Origin of the sequence: Flavobacterium sp., from assembly GCF_965262375.1 — a bacterium.
GTDB lineage: Bacteria > Bacteroidota > Bacteroidia > Flavobacteriales > Flavobacteriaceae > Flavobacterium.
In genome coordinates this window covers 793,388-816,132 of record NZ_OZ253527.1, presented here as the reverse complement: position 1 = coordinate 816,132, position 22,745 = coordinate 793,388, and the positions used below count along the sequence as shown (strand labels likewise).

19 protein-coding genes are annotated in these 22,745 nt (G+C 33.9%); 12 read left to right on the top strand and 7 right to left on the bottom strand.

The annotated features are described in order from the left end of the window. Positions 1-17: 17 nt before the first annotated feature. The gene (gene rnr / locus ACQY29_RS03825) at positions 18-2,195 is read right to left on the bottom strand and encodes a ribonuclease R (RefSeq protein ID WP_428225868.1); all 2,178 of its coding nucleotides are present in this window, start codon (positions 2,193-2,195) and stop codon (positions 18-20) included. A gap of 820 nt (positions 2,196-3,015) precedes the next feature. Between rnr and rpiB the strand changes: the two genes are divergently transcribed. Together rpiB and ACQY29_RS03815 are read left to right on the top strand one after the other, a co-directional pair. Next, positions 3,016-3,447 carry a ribose 5-phosphate isomerase B gene (gene rpiB / locus ACQY29_RS03820; RefSeq protein ID WP_428223923.1) on the top strand — a complete coding sequence of 144 codons (432 nt, stop codon included), beginning with the start codon at positions 3,016-3,018 and terminating at the stop codon, positions 3,445-3,447. Between the two features lie 111 nt (positions 3,448-3,558). Beyond that, the gene (locus tag ACQY29_RS03815; RefSeq protein ID WP_428223922.1) at positions 3,559-4,467 is read left to right on the top strand and encodes a cation diffusion facilitator family transporter; all 909 of its coding nucleotides are present in this window, start codon (positions 3,559-3,561) and stop codon (positions 4,465-4,467) included. A gap of 30 nt (positions 4,468-4,497) precedes the next feature. Here ACQY29_RS03815 and ACQY29_RS03810 read toward each other — a convergent pair whose 3' ends face one another. Then, positions 4,498-5,100, bottom strand: coding sequence for a trimeric intracellular cation channel family protein (locus ACQY29_RS03810; protein ID WP_428223921.1), 603 nt, complete (start codon positions 5,098-5,100; stop codon positions 4,498-4,500). Positions 5,101-5,194: 94 nt separating this feature from the next. Between ACQY29_RS03810 and ACQY29_RS03805 the strand changes: the two genes are divergently transcribed. Further along, on the top strand, positions 5,195-6,241 hold the full coding sequence (locus tag ACQY29_RS03805) for a hypothetical protein (RefSeq protein ID WP_428223920.1): 1,047 nt from the start codon (positions 5,195-5,197) through the stop codon (positions 6,239-6,241). A gap of 125 nt (positions 6,242-6,366) precedes the next feature. Next, positions 6,367-7,506: an ATP-binding protein gene (locus tag ACQY29_RS03800; RefSeq protein WP_428223919.1), complete on the top strand. Its 1,140-nt coding sequence runs from the start codon at positions 6,367-6,369 to the stop codon at positions 7,504-7,506. A 43-nt stretch (positions 7,507-7,549) separates the two neighbouring features. Here the strand turns inward: ACQY29_RS03800 and ACQY29_RS03795 are convergent, their stop codons facing one another. From ACQY29_RS03795 to ACQY29_RS03780, 4 genes are all read right to left on the bottom strand, one after another. Further along, the gene (locus ACQY29_RS03795) at positions 7,550-7,810 is read right to left on the bottom strand and encodes a DUF1294 domain-containing protein (protein ID WP_428223918.1); all 261 of its coding nucleotides are present in this window, start codon (positions 7,808-7,810) and stop codon (positions 7,550-7,552) included. 219 nt (positions 7,811-8,029) lie between these two features. After that, a complete protein-coding gene (mfd, locus tag ACQY29_RS03790) occupies positions 8,030-11,338 on the bottom strand; it encodes a transcription-repair coupling factor (RefSeq protein ID WP_428225867.1) in 3,309 nt (1,102 codons plus the stop codon). A gap of 109 nt (positions 11,339-11,447) precedes the next feature. Continuing rightward, the gene (locus ACQY29_RS03785; protein WP_428223917.1) at positions 11,448-13,964 is read right to left on the bottom strand and encodes a T9SS type A sorting domain-containing protein; all 2,517 of its coding nucleotides are present in this window, start codon (positions 13,962-13,964) and stop codon (positions 11,448-11,450) included. 75 nt (positions 13,965-14,039) lie between these two features. Continuing rightward, positions 14,040-14,666 carry a hypothetical protein gene (locus ACQY29_RS03780; RefSeq protein WP_428223916.1) on the bottom strand — a complete coding sequence of 209 codons (627 nt, stop codon included), beginning with the start codon at positions 14,664-14,666 and terminating at the stop codon, positions 14,040-14,042. A 232-nt stretch (positions 14,667-14,898) separates the two neighbouring features. On the opposite strand from ACQY29_RS03780, the gene ACQY29_RS03775 reads away from it, so the two are divergent. Beyond that, positions 14,899-15,855: an NAD-dependent epimerase/dehydratase family protein gene (locus ACQY29_RS03775; RefSeq protein WP_428223915.1), complete on the top strand. Its 957-nt coding sequence runs from the start codon at positions 14,899-14,901 to the stop codon at positions 15,853-15,855. A gap of 1 nt (position 15,856) precedes the next feature. Here the strand turns inward: ACQY29_RS03775 and ACQY29_RS03770 are convergent, their stop codons facing one another. Next, entirely contained in the window at positions 15,857-16,351 is a 495-nt protein-coding gene (locus ACQY29_RS03770) for a nuclear transport factor 2 family protein (RefSeq protein ID WP_428223914.1), read from the bottom strand. 223 nt (positions 16,352-16,574) lie between these two features. Here ACQY29_RS03770 and ACQY29_RS03765 point away from each other — a divergent pair, with 223 nt between their 5' ends. The 7 genes from ACQY29_RS03765 to ACQY29_RS03735 are packed head-to-tail and all read left to right on the top strand — an operon-like array spanning position 16,575 to position 22,745. Beyond that, positions 16,575-17,234, top strand: a complete 660-nt coding sequence (locus ACQY29_RS03765) for a Pvc16 family protein (RefSeq protein WP_428223913.1) — start codon at positions 16,575-16,577, stop codon at positions 17,232-17,234. Positions 17,235-17,260: 26 nt separating this feature from the next. Beyond that, entirely contained in the window at positions 17,261-19,180 is a 1,920-nt protein-coding gene (locus ACQY29_RS03760; protein WP_428223912.1) for a phage tail sheath family protein, read from the top strand. A gap of 28 nt (positions 19,181-19,208) precedes the next feature. After that, a complete protein-coding gene (locus ACQY29_RS03755; protein WP_428223911.1) occupies positions 19,209-19,646 on the top strand; it encodes a phage tail protein in 438 nt (145 codons plus the stop codon). 8 nt (positions 19,647-19,654) lie between these two features. After that, positions 19,655-20,113, top strand: a complete 459-nt coding sequence (locus tag ACQY29_RS03750) for a phage tail protein (protein ID WP_428223910.1) — start codon at positions 19,655-19,657, stop codon at positions 20,111-20,113. Between the two features lies 1 nt (position 20,114). Continuing rightward, the gene (locus ACQY29_RS03745) at positions 20,115-20,288 is read left to right on the top strand and encodes a DUF5908 family protein (RefSeq protein ID WP_428223909.1); all 174 of its coding nucleotides are present in this window, start codon (positions 20,115-20,117) and stop codon (positions 20,286-20,288) included. Then, complete coding sequence (locus ACQY29_RS03740) at positions 20,285-21,055, top strand: hypothetical protein (protein ID WP_428223908.1); 771 nt, start codon at positions 20,285-20,287, stop codon at positions 21,053-21,055. The genes ACQY29_RS03745 and ACQY29_RS03740 overlap by 4 nt, the downstream gene beginning before the upstream one ends. A gap of 7 nt (positions 21,056-21,062) precedes the next feature. After that, positions 21,063-22,745: a phage baseplate assembly protein V gene (locus ACQY29_RS03735; protein ID WP_428223907.1), complete on the top strand. Its 1,683-nt coding sequence runs from the start codon at positions 21,063-21,065 to the stop codon at positions 22,743-22,745.

Below are 22,745 nucleotides of genomic sequence, written 5' to 3'. Positions count from 1 at the left end.
GAACACTGAATACTCATTTAATTTCTTCTAATAAAATGATAATCCAATTGTTTTTTCACTAAGTCAGCGTTTTTCACTTTTACCCAAACTTCATCCCCTAACTGCAACAAATCTTTAGTCACTTGACCTACTAAAGCATATTGTTTTTCATCAAACGTATAATAGTCTTCTTTTATTTCACGAATGCGAATCATTCCTTCACATTTGTTTTCAATAATTTCTACATAAATTCCCCATTCCGTTACCCCAGAAATCACACCCAAAAACTCTTGGTCTTTGTGGTCTTGCATGTATTTCACTTGCATATACTTGATAGAATCACGTTCGGCATTGGAAGCACTATTTTCCATATTTGATGAATGCACACATTTTTCTTCATAGGCTTCTTCATCAGCACTTTTAGCTCCATCTAAATATTGCTGTAGCAAACGGTGTACCATAACATCTGGATAACGACGAATAGGCGAAGTAAAATGTGAATAATAATCAAACGCTAATCCGTAATGACCAATATTTTCAGTAGAATACTTAGCTTTACTCATAGTTCGGATAGCTAAAGTATCCACCATGTTTTGCTCTTTTTTTCCTACTACATTTTCTAACAAAGTATTCAACGATTTAGAAATGGTATCTTTTGATTTGAAATTCAATGAATACCCAAACTTAGAAATTACGCCTTGTAAATTCATTAACTTATTTTCATCTGGTTCATCGTGAATACGATACACAAAAGTTTTCTTTTGTTTACCAATGAATTCAGCAACTTTTCTGTTAGCTAACAACATGAACTCTTCAATCAAGTGATTAGCATCTTTTGCTATTTTAAAATAAACCCCTACAGGTTCATCGTTTTCATCTAATTTGAATTTCACTTCAACTTTATCAAAAGAAATAGCACCGTTGTTCATACGGTTTCTTCTTAAAATTTTAGCCAATTCATCTAATTTCAAAGTCGCTTCAACGATAGCATCAGGAACGATGTACGCTTCCTCGGTCAATGAAATTTCAGCAGGAATAGTATTTCCTTTTGTTTCAATGATATGCTGCGCTTCTTCATAAGCAAAACGTTGGTCAGAATAAATTACGGTACGACCAAACCACTGGTTCACCACTTGCGCTTTTGCATTGATTTCAAAAACAGCAGAGAAAGTATATTTTTCTTCATGCGGACGTAACGAACAGGCAAAATTACTCAAGACTTCTGGCAACATAGGCACCACGCGGTCCACTAAATACACCGAAGTAGCACGCTTGAATGCTTCATCGTCTAAGATAGTCCCTTCCTGAACATAGTGCGAAACATCAGCAATATGAACCCCAATCTCATAGTTTCCGTTTTCTAAAACTTGGAAAGAAAGAGCATCATCAAAATCTTTTGCATCTTTAGGGTCAATCGTGAATGTCAATACGTTACGCATATCACGACGCTTGGCAATTTCTTCAGGTTGAATAGTAGTATCTAACTTTTTAGCATAGGCTTCTACTTCCACAGGGAAATCATAAGGCAAACCATACTCGGCAAGAATGGCATGAATTTCTGTATCATGTTCTCCAGGACGACCCAATACTTTTTCAACACTTCCGAAAGGGGAATCTGCTTTTTTAGGCCAATCTTCAATTTTAACTAAAACGACATCACCATCTTTAGCTTCACCTATTTTTTCTTTGGGAATAAAAATATCCGTGTACATCTTTGGGTTAGCGGTAGTTACAAAAGCAAAATTCTTTTGCACATCAATCACTCCTACAAATTCCATACGTTCACGTTCCAAAACTTCAATCACTTCAGCTTCGGGACGTTTGTCTTTACGACGGTTGTACACATACACTTTTACCTTATCGCCATGCAAGGCATGATTCAAATTAGCGAAAGGAATAAATACATCTTCCTCAAAATCTTCGCAAAGCAAATACGCTGTTTTACGCGTAGTCATATCAATTATGCCTTCGTAGTAATCCTGACTCTGCGCTTTTACGATATATTTTCCAGGTTCAATTTCTAAAATCTGTTTTTTAGAAGCTAGAATTTTTAAATCCTTTATAATTTCATTTCTACTTTTGGTATCATCCACATCTAATCGGGACGCAATCTGCTTGTAATTAAAAGGCTTATTGGCCTCTTTAGAAAGCAGTTTCAAAATTTTTCCCGAAAAGTCTTTCACCCCTTTACTAAATCTTCTAGGCTTTTTACTCATCTTCATTTTTTAAATATCGCTGAAAATTACGAAATAGTATCCACTTATCAGTAACTAGTCATCAGTTTTAAAAAAAATATAAAGTTTAACAGTTTTAATTTTTTCTAAAAACAAGAGTTTTTAACAACAACTAAAAAAATAAAAAAGAAGATTTTTAAAAAATTAAATTTTTGATTGTTATGATAGGGTGTTAATAAAGGGGAAAACTTTTGTAGGATTCCTTTTGTTATTGAGTTATTCAAAGTTATACAGAGATATTAACAGACTTGTTAATTTTTAATGTATTGAAAATTAAGGTAAAGTAAATTTTTAGTTACGTTTATTAACAGTTGTTAACATACAGATTTTAGTTTCTTTTTTTGAAAACTTAGGTTGTTAATAGTTGTTAATAACTGTGAATATCTATTGAATAATTTTCCAAAAAGTCACTGAAACTTTTCTTGTATAATTAAAACTGATTTTGGATTAGGAAAAAAATCTTTAGAAGGCAAAAAAAGTTTTGTTTTTCTCTTACTACTTATTAACAATTTTTATTAGACAGCAAACCCTTGAAAATCAAGCCTTATTTTTGGTTTGTTAACAACCTAAAAATCCTTGTTTTTTTAAGTTTATAAATCCTTGGAAAATAAGGTTTTAGGTTATTAACTGGTTTGTTAATAATTATATAATATATTAAAAATCAAGTAATTATAATTTTATAAACATCATTTTAAGGTATAGTCATTCTATATAGTAATAAAAAGATTTCATTTTATTTCGATGCGTTCTCTTGATACATATTAATATGTATTTTTGTACTATAAATACAAACAACACACTTATGATTATTTCAATAGGAAACGACCATGCTGGTCCTGATTATAAAAATGCTATTGTACAATACTTAGAAAACAACGGTCATACGGTTATCAATCATGGTACGGATGCTTTTGATAGCGTTGATTATCCTGATTTTGGTCATCCTGTGGCTTATGATGTAGAAAGCAAAAAAGCCGATTTTGGTATTGTGATTTGCGGAAGCGGAAACGGTATTGCGATGACAGCAAACAAACACCAAGATATTCGTTGTGCTTTATGTTGGACTGTAGAAATTGCGGAACTTGCTCGTCAGCATAACGATGCAAACATTATTAGTATACCAGCGCGTTATACTTCAATTCCACAAGCTGTAGCAATGGTGGAAGCATTTTTGGATACGCCATTTGAAGGTGGTAGACATGCTAATCGTGTGAAGAAAATTGCTTGTAAATAGATTTTTAGATAATTAGACTTCTTAGACAATTTTAGATAAGAGGTCTAATTCATTTAAATATTCTATGAAATAAGAGTGTCTGCATAGTCTAAATTATTTAAAAATTTCAAAATGTCCCATAATCATGTACATATTCATAAGCATGAAGTAGAAGGGAAGAACCTTGTTTTTTCTATACTATTGAATTTGTTAATAACCTTAGCGCAGGCTATAGGTGGATTGATTTCAGGTAGTTTAGCCCTGATATCTGATGCTTTGCACAACTTTTCGGATGTACTATCTTTAGTATTTAGTTATGTAGCGCATAAACTTTCTAGACGGAAAGCTTCAATAGACCAAACTTTTGGTTATAAGCGAGCGGAGTTAATTTCGGCCTTTGTCAATGCAATGACTTTGTTAATTGTTGCTATCATTTTAGGTATTGAAGCAATTAAGCGTTTTTTCCATCCAGAGCCTATTCAGTCCAATTTAGTCATTTGGTTAGCCATGTTAGGCATAGTTGCTAATGGGTTATCTGTTTTGCTTTTACAAAAAGATGCCGAGCATAACTTAAATATGAAATCGGCTTATTTGCATTTGTTAACTGATATGATGGCATCGGTTGCCGTTTTAGTAGGTGGATTATTAATGAAATTTTACGGTTGGTTTTGGGTAGATAGTGTGCTGACATTGTTCATATCAATTTATTTAATTTTTGTTGGTATCGATTTATTAAAATCTTCTACTAAAATGTTGATGTTATTTACACCTGAGGAGATTGATATCAAAGCCATCGTTCGCGAAGTACATCGAATCCCTGGAGTAGGGAAGTTACATCACATTCATGTTTGGCATTTGAATGAAGAAGAATTGCATTTAGAAGCTCATTTGGACTGTGCAGAAGATATTAAAATGAGTGAATTTAATGATTTATTACTACAAATTGAAGTGCTTTTATTTGAAAAATTCGGTATCAATCATATTAACATTCAACCGGAATATAAAAAATCCGACCCAAAAGAATTTATAGTTCAGGATTAAAATAAGAGGATGCTTGTTGAGCATCCTTTTTTATATAATGGGTAATTGTAATTTTCTTCGAATCGCATAAATACGAATCGCGGCGGTGATAAACACACTTAAAATCATACTGGTATCGGATTGCATTTTGTAATTTACCATTATCAAATACAAACCACCTCCTATTATGCAAGCCGTGGCATATAATTGTCCTGGTTTTAATAAGGCAGGGACTTTGTTGCAAAGTACATCACTTAATAAACCTCCGAAAGTTGCGGTAATAATTCCCATGATTAAGGCATATCCATCAGAAATACCATTGCGTAAAGCTACTTGTATTCCTACGACTGTAAAAAGCCCAATACCAAAAGCATCTATCCAAAAGATTAATTTTTTGATGAGGCTTGAATTTAGTTTAAAGAAAAATGTAATAATTGTTGAAGCAAGTACAATAATAATGGCCACGTTATCATGTACCCAGTTTACTGGTCGCACACCTATCAGTAAGTCACGAAGAGTTCCTCCACCATACGCCATACAAAATGCCAGTACTGATGCTCCAAAAATATCGAAACGTTTAGTTCGTGCTTTTAGTACACCCGTTACGGCAAAGACAAATACACCCGTATAACTTATAATTTGTAAGGTATCCATATTCAATTTTTTTGCAAAGATATTGCGGATTTCCCCAATTTATTGCTGTATATTTACTTATAACAATGTAGAAATTTTTCGTGATTTTTTGTGTATGACTTCGGAAAAACCTTTATTAAAAAAACAATATTATCCTATCAACGATTCATTGTATCAATATCTTGAAAAATACAGGAGATTGACAAAGACTAATGTTTTTTATGACGATTTACTTCGTTTTCAAGGTTCTGTGGTGGTTTATGATGCTAAAGGGAATGACTCGCTTTGGGTACGGGTGTATTACAATGAACATGAAAAATCAGAAATTGATTACAATTTAAAGAAGATATATACTTTGCTTCACGCAGATGGTGATGAAAGTAAAATTCAGTTCTTGAATGTTGACCACATCGATTTTTGCACTTTTGGAAATTCAAAACCCTTTCGAGTAAAGGTTCGAAATATTTTGAATGATAATTACACACATTTTTATGTTAAAAAAGCTGATGCTTCGCGAATTTTCGGTTTAGAATTAGAAGATATCCTTTCGCCCAATCGTATTAACTATTTGGTTTTTAAAGACACGCTTATAGAAGAACATATTGTAGGGATTCCCGGTGATATGTTTTTACAACATCATCTTAAAAATTGTACCGAATCTGAAAAAGCACAAATTGCCAAGGAGTTTGTTAAATTCAACGAGCGTTGTATGATTGGTTTATTGGGTGATATGCGTTCGTATAATTTTGTGGTAATACCTATTTATGACTATGACCATTTGGTTTTCAAAATTCGAGCTATTGATTTTGACCAACAATGTTATGAAGGCGATTTTAAACTATATAAACCTCATTTGTTCAAGGAAAATTTCTTGTTTAGTCAATTGGTTAGCGAAAAATTAGAAGCTAACTCCATAGAACAATATCAAAACGAAGAACGCTCGGTTATGGTCAAACGGATGGTAGGTGCAGAAGAACGTTTGAATGATTTGTTATTTGCCATGCAATCTATGGAATTATCCTCTCCAGAAAAATTACAACAACTCAAGCATGAAATTTTTCAATTTACCCGTGACGTAAATTTCAAAAAAGCAACTTCTATGGGCGATGTGATAGCTTCTGCATTACAATTTATGAAACGAAATTACCGTAATAAGACCTAGCCGTTGACTGAATTTATATAAATTGCGTCAGTTAATTGACTGAATTTATATAAATTGCGTCAGTTGATTGACGGATTTTACAATTTTTTAGTACCTTTGTAATGTAGATTCTTAAATAAAAGGCTATGGTACATTATTATAAAAGAGCCATTTTTGATGACATTAACACCTCATTACAACCTAATAAAGTATTGATTTTATTGGGCGCAAGGCGAGTTGGTAAAACACAATTAATTAATCAATATTTAAAAACTACCAAAGACAAGTTTTTACATTTGAATGGTGAAGATAGTGTAGATGTCCGTTTATTAGAAGATAGGAGCGTGGCTAACTATCAAAGACTGTTGCAAAATGTTGATTTGTTAGTGATTGATGAAGCTCAAAATGTACCCGATATTGGTTTAATATTGAAATTAATAGTCGATTCTATTGATGGAATAAAAGTATTAGCTACAGGGTCGAGTATGTTTGATTTGAGTAATCAATTAGGTGAACCTCTGGTGGGCCGAAAAAACACTCTGTATTTGTACCCTTTTGCCCAATTAGAGTTGGCTAATTATGAAAATTATAAGCAAACCACCGAAAAATTAGAAATACGTTTGGTTTACGGGGCTTATCCAGAATTAGAACATTTAGAGTCAACTTATGAAAAGCAAAAGTATTTGCGTGAAATGGTAAATTCGTATTTATTGAAAGATATTTTGACTTTTGATGGCATTAAGAATTCGAATAAAATTTATGATTTATTACGATTGATAGCTTTTCAAATAGGCAAAGAAGTTTCCTTGCAAGAATTAGGGAATCAGTTGCAAATGTCTAAAAACACTGTAGAACGTTATTTAGATTTATTGACTAAAGTTTTCATATTGTTTAAAGTAGAAGGTTTTTCTAGAAATTTACGCAAGGAAGTAACCAAAAGCAGTCGTTGGTATTTTTATGATAATGGCATTCGTAATGCTATCATTCAAAACTTTAATACTTTTCAAAACCGTACCGATATAGGTGATTTGTGGGAAAACTATTTGGTTTCAGAACGTAGGAAGAAACAACAATATCACAACATGCCACGTAACAACTATTTTTGGCGAACTTATGACCAACAAGAATTGGATTGGTTAGAGGAAAACGCTGAAGATTTAGCAGGTTTTGAATTCAAATGGAACGAAAGTAAAAAAGCGAAAGTTCCAACTGCTTTTGCTAAAGCTTATCCTGATGCGACTTTTGAAGTGGTGAACAGGAAAAACTATTTGGATTTTATACTATAAACCATAAAGAGTCCTTTTAACTTTCAATTAAAAGGGCTTTTTATTATCGCAGCAAAAAGAAAATCCCCACTACATTTGCTATAAAAATCAGAGCGAAACGCCAAATAAAACTCATTTTGGACGTTTTATGTTTAAACACAAACATCCCTAATAATCCACCAATAGCCCCACCAATCAATGACATTCCTAACAAATCTTTTTCAGGGATACGTCGTTTGTCCTTTTTCGCTAACAACTTGTCAATTCCGAAAAGCAGTAACGAAAGCGCATTCACAGTTAAAAAATAAGGAAGTAGGATTTTCATCAAAAAAAAATTTAAATATGCACAAAAGTAACCAATATAGTTATCTTTTTTAGTTAATTTATTTAATACAGGTATTCATTGAAAACGTTTTCTATATACACATTTTTACTATGTTACTATTTAACATATACGCTTCGAAACATACTCTTTTTACCCTTTTTTAAGTACTAAATCGTATCACTACTGAAGTGCTTTTATCTCAAAGTGAAATTATCTAATTTAAATCATCTCCACCAACTCCAACGCCTTTTTAACCGATTTCACATTTTCAAAAGTCAATAATAAACGGAGACCATTTTTGGTCTCTTTTTCTTTCATTTTACACAAATTTGGATTTTGTTGTACAAATTGTAATACTTTATGAAAACGAGTCGATTGGTAATAGTCGCTTTGTTGGTCACCCAAGAAATAACATACCATTTTGCCTTGTTTCATAACCACTTTTTCAATGCCTAAATGCGATGCCTTCCACTTGATGCGTAAGCTGTCCAATAAGGCGGTGGCTGCTTTGGGTAACTTTCCAAAACGGTCTTCCAATTGACGTTGATAGTCTTGCAATTTGTCTTCGGTTTTTATCAAAGCTAAATCATTGTACAGGCTCAAACGCTCGGTCACACTGTTAATGTAATCATCAGGGAAAAGCAATTCAAAATCGGAATCAATTTGCAAATCTTTTACATATTCCTTAGTTTCTATATCGCTATCTTCAGGATATAAATCTTTGAATTCGTTTTCTTTCAATTCCTCGATGGCTTCTTGCATGATTTTTTGATAGGTTTCAAAACCTATTTCATTGATAAAACCGCTTTGTTCGCCGCCTAATAAATCGCCTGCACCACGAATTTCCAAGTCTTTCATTGCAATATTAAAACCACTACCCAAATCACTAAATTGTGTCAATGCCTGTATACGCTTACGCGCTTCTTCGGTCATTGCAGAATAAGGTGGCGTAATGAAATAGCAAAATGCTTTCTTGTTGCTTCGTCCCACACGACCTCGCATTTGATGCAGGTCTGACAAGCCGAAATTATTCGCATTATTGATAAAAATCGTATTCGCATTAGGCACATCTAAACCACTTTCAATAATGGTGGTAGCAACAAGTACATCAAATTCGCCTTCCATAAACGAAAGCATAATTTCTTCCAACTGTTTTCCGTCCATTTGTCCGTGTCCCACACCTACTTTAGCATTAGGAACTAAACGTTGAATCATACCCGCAATTTCCTTAATATTTTCAATGCGATTATTAATGAAATATACTTGACCCCCACGTTCAATTTCATAAGCTACTGCATCGCGTATCACTTCTTCATTAAACCCTACCACTTGCGTTTCTATGGGGTAACGATTAGGTGGCGGTGTACTGATTACCGAAAGGTCACGCGCTGCCATCAATGAAAACTGCAAGGTTCTTGGGATAGGCGTGGCGGTTAACGTCAGCGTATCTACATTGGTGGCGATGGTTTTAAGTTTGTCTTTTACATTCACGCCAAATTTTTGTTCCTCGTCAATAATTAATAAGCCTAAATCTTTGAACTTAACATTTTTATTGACCAATTGATGGGTCCCGATAACGATATCCAATTGTCCCGACTCTAACTCTTTAACGATTTCTGATTTTTGTTTTGCCGTACGGAACCGGTTAAGATAGTTAACATTTACAGGCAAATCTTTTAATCGAGATTTAAAAGTTCTGTAATGTTGATAAGCTAAAATGGTGGTGGGTACTAAAACGGCTACTTGCTTGCTATTGTCCACAGCTTTAAAAGCCGCACGGATAGCCACTTCGGTTTTTCCAAAACCTACATCCCCACAAACCAATCGGTCCATGGGACGCTCATTTTCCATATCGGCTTTTACATCTTGGGTAGCTTTCAACTGGTCGGGGGTGTCTTCGTAAATGAATGAACTTTCTAACTCATGTTGCAAATAACTATCTGGGGCAAAAGCATAGCCTTTGTCCAAACGTCTTTTGGCATACAATTGAATCAGATTGAATGCAATGTGTTTTACACGAGCTTTGGTTTTTTGTTTTAAAGCCTTCCATGCTCCTGAACCTAATTTGTAGATTTTAGGAGGAGCCCCGTCTTTACCATTATATTTTGATATTTTATGTAACGAATGGATGCTTACATACACGATATCGTTTTCGGCATAAACCAGTTTGATGGCCTCTTGCGTTTTCCCTTCGACTTGAATTTTTTGCAATCCGCCAAATTTTCCAATACCGTGGTCAATATGAGTTACATAGTCACCTACCGTTAATTGATTTAACTCTTTAAGCGTAATATTTTGTTTTTTGGCATAGCCATTTTTGATGGAAAATTTATGGTAACGCTCAAAAATTTGATGGTCAGTATAACATGCCAATTGATTTTCTTCGTCGATAAACCCTTGATACAAAGGGAGTACCACCGTTTCATAATCCTTGGCAAAATGTTCGTGCTGTTGTTCATCCAAACTCTCAAAAATATCATGAAATCGTTTGGCTTGTTGTTCATTGGCACAAAACAGGTAATTTTTAATTCCGTTTTGACGGTTATTTTTCAAATCCTCGAGCAACAAATCGAATTGTTTGTTGAATGAGGGCTGAGGTTTGATATGGAATTCAAAACTTTGTTGGGTTCTAAAAGTAGCCTTTGGTGTTAGTTCAAGTATTGAAAAATTCAACGCTTGCTTGATAAACGCCTGTTGGTTGACAAACAATTCCTCTGGAGAAGCATGTTTGATTTCTTTAGAAAGTTTGGCAAAACTCTCTTCCGCCTTGGCAAATAATTTGTCTAAATTAGCCAAAAGCAAATCCGTATTTTGAATGATTAAAGTTGTTTTCGCAGAAATATACTCCAAGAAACTTTCTCTTTTTTCTTCCAAAAGTTTATTTTCAAAATTTGGGATTATGGTAATCTTATGCTGCGTAGCTATAGACAATTGACTCGCGACATCAAAAGTACGAATACTGTCTACTTCGTTGCCAAAAAACTCAATACGATATGGATGGTCGTTAGAAAACGAAAATACATCTAAAATACCTCCACGGACAGAGAATTCACCAGGTTCTGTAATAAAATCTACTCGTTTAAAATCGTATTCAAAAAGGACTTCGTTGATAAAATCTATCGTTACTTTTTCGCCTACAGCAATTTTGAGCGTATTTTTTTCAAGTTCTTTTTTGGTAACTACTTTCTCAAAAATGGCTTCGGGGTAGGAAACAATGACACAAGGTTTTTTACGAGAATTGATACGGTTTAAAACTTCCGAACGCAACAAAACATTGGCATTGTCTGTTTCTTCAATTTGATAAGGTCTGCGGTACGAACTAGGATAAAACAACACCTCTTGCTCACTCAATAAAGCTTCTAAATCATTTAGTAAGTAGGCAGCCTCTTCTTTTTCATTGGCCAATAACAAAAAAGGTTTATCCGCTTTTTCAAATAAAGCTTGGATGACAAAAGATAAAGAAGAACCTAGCAAACCTTTGACATGGATTTTTTGGTCTCCAGTTAAAGCTTGAGCTATATTTGCGATTTTTGCTTGATGAGCAAACTTTTGTTTTAGGTATTCGGTACTCAAAATGACTTATGATTTTTTAAACTATCAAAAAATCCTGAAAAAATTATCCAGGATTTTTGATTCGTTATTCTTTTATAATTCGTTTAATAAATATCCCTTCTGAAGTTTGAAGTTTCACAATATAACTTCCCTGGGATAGGTTGCTTATATTTATTAATTTATCATGAATAGAGGTTTCATTTTTGATTTTTCTACCTTTTAAATCATAAATTTCGTAACTAGATATAAGCAATGTTTCAGGAACTGTTAAATGAATATGTTCGTTTGAAGGAATAGGATACAAAGAAATTTTATTAGAATCGAACTTGTTTTGAGATAATGTATTTGAGCCCAAAAGACGAACTAAACTCGATGAGGGTTGTGTTTGATAATTGGTGAATTTTCCTGCTACCAATATTTTCCCATCATTTTGAATTTCTAAATCATTAATTTTAAAGTCTGCACCTGCACTAAAATCGTCTATAAAAGCTTGGTTATTGTCAAAAGTTGTATCTAAGCTTCCATCTGTATTTAAGCGTGCTACTCCAATTCTTATTTGAGTTCCTTTAAAATAAACTTTAAGACCTAATAATATTTTTCCATCAGGTTGTAATGCTATTGATTTTAGGCCGTCTAAATAATCTGGAGAAAATAAAAAAGTATTATCTAGAGTTCCATTAGGATTAAGTCGTATTAAATAATCTTTTTCGACACCAGCATTTGAGTAGTGAAAATCACCCACTAATATTATTTTTCCATCGGTTTGTTCAATGATATCATATATTGTTCCGCTAGTAAAACTATTCCCTATTAGAAAAGATGTGTCTAAACTACCATTAGAATTCAATCTTACTAATCTATTTCTTGTGCTACCATTAAAAAGGGTAAACGCTCCACCTATAAGTAACTTACCATCATTTTGCACAATTATTTTTCGAGTGATATTGTTGAAACCAGACCCAATATTGAATGAAGTATCTAGACTACCATCAGTATTAAATCTCTTTAAGTTATCATAAAAATCAGGGTTAGTAAAGAAAAATCCACCAGCTAGTATTTTTCCGTCATTTTGTAAGGAAATGGTGTAAACAGAACCGTTAAATCGTTTGTTAATAAGGAAAGAATTATCAATAGTTCCGTCAGTATTTAAACGAACTAAGTTTTTTATACTATTACCATTATAATTTGAAAAACCACCTCCAACTATTAATTTGCCATCCGTTTGTAAATACGATGTAAGAGCAGCACGATCAAAACCAGTTCCAGTATTAAACGAAGTGTCTTTTGAACCATCATTATTCAATTTAATAATTTTCTTTTCAATTTGATTATTATAAGCATCGAAATATCCAGTTAAAACTGTTTTTCCATCGGTTTGGGTACAGATTGAATTGATTTCATTGTCAAATCCATTTCCAGAACCAAATTTTAGATGGACTTGCCCAAAAATATCTAATTGAATTATTTTATTGTTCGTTTGATTATTATATGTTGAGAATGTACCACCTACAATTGGTCTTTCATTAATATCTAATGCTAAAGTATTAACTGCATTATCAAAACCAGTTCCAACATTAAAATTGTTGTCTAATTCACCAGTACTCGAAACTCGAAAAATATGATTATAATCTTTACCATTTATCGAAAAATTCATAAAACCTTTCCCTGTTATAATATATTTACCGTCTTGTTGAATCGAAATAGACGAAATATCCCAAATGTGTTTTGTCAATGTTGATTGAATAGTAAAACTTGGATCTAATGTTCCATCATTATTTAAACGAATCAAATCACCATTTGCAGATAATAAAATCTTTCCATCTGCAAGTGACTTTACGTAAGCAGCATTATAGGACTGCTGTGCGTAAAAACTAGAATCTTTACTACCATCTGTATTTAGACGCATTAATCCAGAATCTACAGTTCCACCAAATAAAGGACTCAAATACCATGAGACAAGTAATTTGTTGTTTAAATCAAGTGCAAGTGATTTAATATCTATGGTATTATTATTGTTTGCAACTAAACTAGTATCAATATTGAAATCATTATCGATACTACCATCTGTATTTAATCTACGTAAAAGATTCTTAATTTGACCATTGTTAGGATCTCTATAATCAATAGATATAATAATTTTCCCATCGGATTGAAGTAAAATACTCTTAAAATTTGTTATTTGGTTTGATGTTATTTCGATATTTGGAGCAAATGAATTGTCTATACTTCCATCTGAATTTAAACGTAAAAGAAATTTTTGGTTTGAAGTGTTGTAGGTAGTAAATAATCCACCAATTAAAATCTTACCATCTGGTTGTAAGATGATGTCATTTACTGAATTATTAAATCCAGTACCAAAAATGATATTATTGTTTAAACTTCCATCATCGTTTAATGAAATTATTTTAGAATGAATTGTACCATTGTAAGTTGTAAAATCTCCACCAATAAGAACTTTCCCTGATGAGTTAACAACAATTTTGTTTATATTTCCATTGAAACCAGGGTATGCCCCATAGTTGTGTTCTAAATCAGCTTGATTTTGAGCATTTGATGGTACGAATTTTAAAAATAAAAATATAAATAATAGTCTAATTTTCATTTACTTAACCTTTAATAAAATTATTTTACAAATATATATTCTAATTATTATGTTTTGAATTGACTTAAGTCAATTTTACTTTATTTCCTCAAACGATGGAACATTTTCTTGTGGCGTTTTAGCAGGATTTTCAGGCGTAACAGACTCTTTCTTTCCACCTACTTTTTGTATCAAATCCGCTTCACCTTCTTCCATAGGAATTTGGCTACGACGAACGATTTCTTCTATTTGATTGTTAAAAGCATTGACTTCTAAATTCAAATCAGTTACTAATCCTAAAACTCTTTGTTGCGGAATTCGGTCGATGTTTAAAAACATATTTAAAGCTTTCACTTTAGTGACTATGGCAGACAAACGCACTTTTATTTGTGGTTTTTGCAGTCGCACAGGGATAGTGTAGGTCAAGGTATCTGCCTTTTGTACCAAATTCTTTGTTTTAAGTTTAAATGCACTAATCGTACTTTTAGGTTTTTGATTCAACTCATTGTTAAACAAACGCCATTCGTTCCAACTTAAAGCAATGATTTCCGATTCTGGTGTAAGTCGTCTTTCCTGGAAATTCCAAGCTTTATCGAGTGCATTAAAAACCAATTCTTTTTCTTTCAGTGCTTTTTGAATTTCAATTGTATTAGCAGTATCTTCTTTTTTACAAGAAAATAAAAAAACACTTATACATAAAAAGTAAAGAAAAATCCGAGTCATACCAATCCAATTTTGAAAACACAAAAATACACTTTTTGTAGATTCTCTTTTTTTAAAAAGAATGATTTAATTTTTCCTAAGTTTCAATTTAAAAGATTGAATTATTTGAAGTAAATCTATTACGAAAACATTTCTTTTTATATTACTCTTTCTAATTTCCAAAAGTAAAGCCTTGATGTAGCTAAAAATCGAGGTATTAATTTGTTATCTTTGCATACCAAACTAGTTATAAATGGACACGAAAATCTTAATTATTGGCGCTTGTGGACAAATAGGCACCGAATTGACCCAAAAACTACGTGAAACCTATGGCGTAGATAATGTAGTGGCATCTGACATTCGAAAATTAAATATTGATGTGGTAAACGAGGGTATTTTTGAAGTAGTAAATGCCTTAGATTACAATCAAATTGAGTTCTTAGTTGAAAAGTATCAAATTACCGATGTGTATTTAATGGCGGCTTTACTTTCGGCTACAGCTGAAAAAAACCCTGCCTTTGCATGGGATTTGAACATGAACTCTTTATTTCATGTCCTAAATTTAGCTAAAGCTGGAAAAATCAAAAAGATATACTGGCCTTCGAGTATCGCGGTTTTTGGCCCTACAACCCCAAGAGACAATACCCCACAATATACCATCATGGAACCTTCAACGGTGTACGGTATTAGTAAACAAACTGGCGAAAGATGGTGCGAATATTACCACAAACAATACGGCGTAGACGTGCGTAGTTTGCGTTACCCAGGTTTAATTTCTTGGAGTACGCCTCCAGGAGGTGGAACTACGGATTATGCAGTAGATATTTACCACAAAGCAATTACGGAGGGTACATTTACGTCATTCTTGTCAGAAAATTCTGGTTTACCTATGATGTATATGGATGATGCGATCAAAGCAACCATTGGTATTATGCAAGCTCCCGCGGAAGATATTAAAATTCGTTCTTCGTATAATTTAAGTGCTATGTCATTTACACCAGCGGAGATTGCTGAAGAAATCAAAAAACATTATCCAGATTTTACCATTGATTACGTTCCTGATTTTCGTCAGCAAATTGCCGACAGTTGGCCGGCAAGCATAGACGATACTTGTGCAAGACAAGATTGGGGATGGCAAAATGATTTCGATTTAGAAACCATGACCGTAGAAATGTTCAAACAATTGAACGAGAATGTTTACAATAACTAAACTATTTCTTCTCAGATAATTTATCCATTAAAGCGTCTTCTATAGGCGCTTTAATTTTTATCACCGCATCTACATGGTCGTTCGGAATGGTCATGGACAATACATAATGTTTGATTTTCCACTCTTTTCCAACTTTTATCAAAACTCCACTACCACGACAAATTTTCATTTGTGTTTTAAGCAATTCGTCAAACCAAGCCATTTTTTTATCAGCTGAAAAATAAATATGGCGTTCCAAAGCAGAGAAACTCCAAGCTTTCCCTTTATCAAAATACGGTTTGGCAAATGCCATAAAGGCTTTTTTGTCCCAATTTTCAGTAGCATCTGTTCCTATAAAAATAGATTCCTCCGCTAAGGCATTAAAATACATATCAAATTGCGCAGTTGCCGCAGCTTTGTGCCATTGATCTAATAGATTATTAATCTCCGTCATGGTCTTGCTTTGTCCAAAAGCAATTCCAGTCCAACATAAAAATAGGAGGGTGATGTTTTTCATATTTTAAACTCTAATTAGAAACTGCAAATTATATAAAAAATAGTAATATTTTATAACTACACAAATTTGGTTATGCATATCCGTAGGTTTTCCTTTAATCTATTATTTAGTGTATTTAATCTAAAAAATTAAGATTTTTCTTGTCTATTTCTAGATAATTGTTAATTTTAAATAACGTAATTCAATGAAAATTGAATCATGTATCAAATAAACAACTAAACAAATGGACTTAAAAATAATCTTAGAACAACTAAGTAAATTAGTTGATCCGAGCGAAGCATTTATTGAAATTACCAATATTGCTGCCATAAACGACGGAGACGATTTCTTGAAAACCAAGTCGCCCATCTTGTTGTCTATTGTCAATATTGAGGAAGATAAAACACTCAAAAACCAATCGGTTTATATTGCTTCGTCTAACAATCAAACAGATGTTTCAAGGTACAAAAAGCCTACACAGCATCTTATCCTTTCCTTATTGTTTAGTTCCTATAACAAAGATTTGTCGAAGTATTTGGATGGTATTAATAAGTTGAAAAATGTTATTTATTTTTTCCAACAAAACAATTCGTTCTATTATAAAGACGACCATTCTGAACTTATAACCTATGCTACTTTTTTGACTAAAACCGATTCACAAAAGGAACATTATTTCAAAACAACTATCGAAGCCATTAGTTTAACCTCTGAACAGCTCAATCAAATGTGGTCGTATTTAGGGTCTAAATACATGCCTTCTATGTTGTATAAAATGCGTTTGTGCTTCATTCAAGAATCAGGGACTACTCAAGATAAAGTGGTTAAAAAGGCTAAAATTGATTTGTGGGAAAATAATCCTACGAATGTAGCTGGCTTGATTGAATCAGGACAATTTGACTTATAAAAAATAATAAACTAAAAACTTAAATTATGAATGTAAGCTCGTTAAAAACTCCGGGGGTTTATATCAATGAAATTGATGCTTTTCCACCGTCGGTTGCTCAGGTAGCCACAGCCATTCCTGCTTTTGTAGGCTATACGGCTAAAGGGCCAACTACACCCACTCGCATCACTTCTTTGTTAGAATTTGAACAAATTTTTGGAGGGGCTCCCGCTCCCGCTTCTGTAACTGTTGACCTCGATGCAAATCTGAAACCAACGTCAAGTTGTTCCGTGGCAGAGAGTAAATTTAAACTCTATAACAGCCTTCGTTTGTTTTATAGCAATGGTGGCGGTGTGTGTTATATCGTTTCTATAGGCGATTATACGGCATCTATTACTGGGGAGGCTCCATTTATAACAGGTTTAGGGTTGTTGAAAAAATATGATGAACCTACCTTATTGCTCTTCCCTGATGCGGTTAACCTTACTGCACCCAAATTAGGTTTAGTACATCAACAAGCTCTTATGCAATGTGCAGAATTAATGGACCGTTTTACGGTGATGGATGTAAAACAAAGTGCGAATCTAGTAGCGGATAGTGCCGATTTTAGAGATGGTGTAGGGAATCAAAATTTGAAATATGGAGCGGCCTATTATCCTAATTTGCAAACGGCTTTTCCATATAGTTTTAGGTTTAGCGATATTAACGGAACTGCGGTAGGTAAAGTAAATTTTAAAGGAATTTATGCTACTAATGCTACTTTGAAAAATAATATTGAAGAATTTGAAAAAATTATATCAGATTATAATGCGGTAAAAGGGGCTTGGAATCCTACAAATCTAGCTTTGCCTATTGATACTCATGTTAAATTAAAAACAGCTATCGATAAGTGTTGGTCGGCTTTGCAAGTGATGGGACATCCTTCGTCACCTCAAATGACCAGTACAAAATTGCCTCCTGTAGCGCAGGACCAAGTGACAAATTTTTTGAAAATGCACGCGCAAAGCTTGGTAGATTTTAAAATTGCTTACGAAATTCTTAAAAAAGCTGATGGTACTTCTGATGTGGATGATTTAAATAATCTAGATAATAATACCAATTTTACCAGTGTTTGGGGAAATATTTCAGCGTATGCAGAATCGGCTGTAAACCCTTATAAAAACGGAGCGATTAGCAAAAATGTTCCAGTTAATGGCCCTATACCACAGCATGATGAACCCGATTTTCCCAAAATTCAAATTTTAGTAGAAAAGCTATATACAAACATCGTCAATGCAATGAATAATGTATTAAAAGCCTTAAGCGATTTTGTATTATTTGAAGAAAATAATTTGATAGCACAAATTCCAATTTACGATGCTATCCTTGCGAAGCTATCACAATTTATGAATACTGTTCCACCTTCTGGGGCGGTCGTGGGGATATACGCTCAAACGGATGCGACTCGTGGGGTATGGAAAGCACCTGCCAATGTGAGTGTTAATGGTATTCTGGGGTTAACGGACGATGTAAACGATGCCGACCAAGAAAACATGAACATACACGAAACAGGGAAATCTATCAATGCTATTCGCAAGTTTACAGGTAAAGGATTCTTAGTTTGGGGAGGTCGTACTTTGGCGGGTAATAGTAACGATTGGCGTTATGTAAACGTACGTCGCCTAGCCAATATGATTGAAGAATCTGTGAAAAAAGCGTGTATGCAATTTGTTTTCGAACCTAATGTAGCCTCTACTTGGGTAAGTGTGAAAGGGATGATAGATAATTATTTGACCACTTTATGGAATGATGGTGCTTTAGCAGGAGGAAAACCTGAACATGCTTTTTTTGTTGCTGTGGGATTAAACGAGACCATGTCGGCACAAGATATTTTAGAAGGGCGCATGGTGGTAAAAATAGGCTATGCACCTTCACGCCCTGCGGAATTTATTATTCTAGAATTTAAACAAATGCAACAACGTTCGTAGTCAATTATTCAACTAAAAAATTAAAGTTATGCCAAATATGGATTTTCCGCTACCTAAGTTTCACTTTAGTGTAAATTGGGGCGGTAGCAAAATAGCCTTTACTGAAGTTTCGGGTCTTAATAAAGAAATGGATGTCATTGAACATCGTGTGGGGTCTAGCCCTGAATTTTTCAAAAAGAAGATGCCAGGTCTACAAAAACTGAGTAACATCACTTTAAAAAGAGGTGTCTTTATAGGCGATAATGAATTTTATGAGTGGTACAATACGGTGGCGTTGAATACGGTTGAAAAACGTACCATTACCATATCTCTTTTAGATGAAAATCAAGCTCCTAAAGTGGTTTGGACGGTAAAAGATTGTTTTATCGTTTCTCTCAAATGTACCGATATGAAATCGGACGCTAACGAAGCGGCTATTGATACGGTTGAAATTGCTAATCATGGCTTTACTGTCGAATATAAATAACGTGAAGTATGCCTGATAGCAATCCTTTAGTGGGGTTCTATTTTTCGGTAGTCTTTGAGTTAGTACCGCAATTTGCTATAGATACAAAATTCCAAAGTGTCACGGGATTAAAAGTCACTATGGAAACCGAATCCTATACCGAAGGGGGACAAAATCGTTTTAAACATAGTCTCCCTGTCCGGTCAGGGTATCAGGATTTAGTGCTCAAAAGAGGACTAACTACCGATATGTCGGGCTTGTCCATGTGGTGTACCCAAGCCTTAGAGGATTTTGTTTTTTATCCAGCTAATTTAGTGGTAACACTACTCAACGAAAATGGAAATCCTGTCAAAGTATGGTATGTTTCGCATGCAATTCCTTTGAGCTATGAGTTTAGCGATTTAAATGCTGAGGAAAATAAAATTGTTATCGAAACCATTACCCTACGCTATAATTTTTTCAAAGAAATACCTATACCTAGTTTTTAAGATGGCTATAGAAATAAAAGAATTACGAATTAAGGTAACTGTGAATGAGGAAGCGAATCATCAAATGAGTGATTTGAATAGTAATTCGCCTAAATTGAAAGAATTAAAAGCTTCCTTGATACAAGAGTGTACCAAAAAAGTATTAGAACATATTAAAGAAAGAGCAGAACGATGATTAGTGGCTTGTTAGGTATTATAGACAAAATGCGAATTGAGGTTTTTCCTACCAAGGATTATGTCGAACCTCCTAAGAAAACAATTTTTGTTCAATTCAATCCCGAAAAATATTCGTTACGTCACAATGTAGATTTTTGCGACAGTCAAGCGTTGGGAACCTCAGGGACCGATTTGCGTTTCAATAGAATTGAAGGGGAAGAAGTAAATTTTGAGTTCTTATTTGATAGTTCGGGCGTTGTTCCTCCAGGAAAAATAAAAGACGGAAAAGGGGAGGAATCGCTCATGGATAAGCTTGCTGATATAGGCAATGCCCTCATGCCCGCCGTGGTGAATCCCTTTGCGGAAGTACAAACGGTGGAAAAAGAAGTAGAAGAATTCAAAAACCTTTTGATGGGGTATGATGGTGAAACTCACCAAACCTCTTATTTGAAATTGCTGTGGGGAGGCTATACGTTGACCTGTAGACTCAAAAGCATGGAGATTGATTATTCGTTATTCAGAAAAGACGGCAGACCCATTCGTGCTCGCGTAAAATGTGTTTTTAAAGGAACCGTAGATTATAAGGTTATGGTTGCTAAAGAGAATAAATCTTCTCCAGACCTTACCCATCAAAGAACGTTAAAAATGAATGATAAACTCACCCTTTTGGCGGAGGATATTTATCAAAATAATGCCTATTACATTGATGTTGCAAAAAACAACAAACTATTAAGTTTCAGACAAATTGATACAGGTAAAAAAATAAATTTTCCACCTATAAAATAAAATTCAAATGGCCAACGTAAAACCTTTTTATCCTTCTGATACGCTGCTCAAACTGGAATTTCTCATCAATGGAGAAAATTCAGGCTTGGACAATTTAGTCACTGAGGGTAAAGTGCGTTTTGAAATCAATAAAATTCCTTTTGCAAAATTTACTTTTATCAGTTCCGAAGAAGATTATAAAGAAGAAACAGTTTCGCCTTTAAAAAAATTATTTCGTAAACCCGAAGACCCTCCTTTGGAAATCGAAGTTAAGATTGCTTTTGAAAAAGAAATGAAAACCTTATTCAAAGGGATTGTCAAATCGTTAGATTTTGAGCATGAAGGCTGTAATGTAGTGGCTAAAATTGAATGTAAGGATAAAGCGTTGCAATTAACAAGAACTTCTACGGAAGCGGAAAATAATAATCAAACTTTCGAAGAAAAATTGACGACTTTTACTAATAATTTAACCTTGGGCGAAAATTTAAGCGGTCAAACTTGGGGGAGTGAGCATGTTACGCATAACAATACTACCGCTCCTTGGGATTACTTAATTGGATTTTTAGATTCCATAGGTATGTTAGTTACTTTGCGCAATGCCGAATTTAATGCCGTTGATGTATTACAAACGCCACCTACGCCTACCTATATGGCGGAAAATGGTATTAATGTGCATGCTTTTTCAGGCCGTGTAGACCCTGAACGCAGAAGGTCTATGGTAGTCATTCAGCATTGGGATATTGAAACACAAGCAACCACAACGGTTACTTCAGAACAAAATACAGCAGAAAATCCACATACTGTGCGCATAGACCAAACGAACTTGCAACCCGCAACCGTACAGCGCATTGCAGACACTATGGTAGCGAAAAGTAAAATCGCTTCGATTATGGGTAAAGTGACCACATTTGGCAATTTGAAAGCTAAAATTGGTGATTATATAAGGTTTAGTAAGGTCAATCCAGAAATCGATAAAGAGCAATTACTCATTACCACCGAAGAACATAGTATTCAAAACGGCTGTTGGAAAACAGAATTTTCTTATGGTTTAGAAAACGAACGTTCCTTTACTGAAAATACTACCACAGGAATTAATAACAGTCATGCGCAACTAGGGCAAACCAATACCGTTAATGGGCTTCAAATAGGTATAGTCACTCAAATTGTTGAAGACCCTAACAATCAATTTCGTATCAAGGTCAGATTGCCCATGCTTTCTGAAAGTGGTGAAGGGGTTTGGGCGCGCTTAGCGACTTTGCAGGCCGCTAATAATATGGGAAGTTATTTCATTCCTAATATTGATGATGAGGTTATTGTAGGATGTTTAGGCAATAATCCAGATACGCCTGTTATTTTAGGAAGTTTGTATAGTAGTAGTCGAGCAATGCCTTTTCCTATTACGGAGGATAATTTTATCAGGGGTTTTGTGACCAAAGAAGAGTCTAAAATTATCCTAGACGATGAAAAGAAAAGTATTGAAATTAGTACTAAAAAAGGGAATAAAATTACCATTAGTGAGGACTTGAAAGGAATAGTCATCGAGGATGAAAATAAAAACAAAATTACTATGGATGACCAGGGGATTATCATAGAGAGTAGTAAAGATTTGACGTTGAAAGCAAAATCGAATATCAAAATAGAAGGGAGCGCTATTTCAGGAAACGCTTCAGGCAATATGGAATTAAAAGGTTCAATCATAAATTTAAATTAA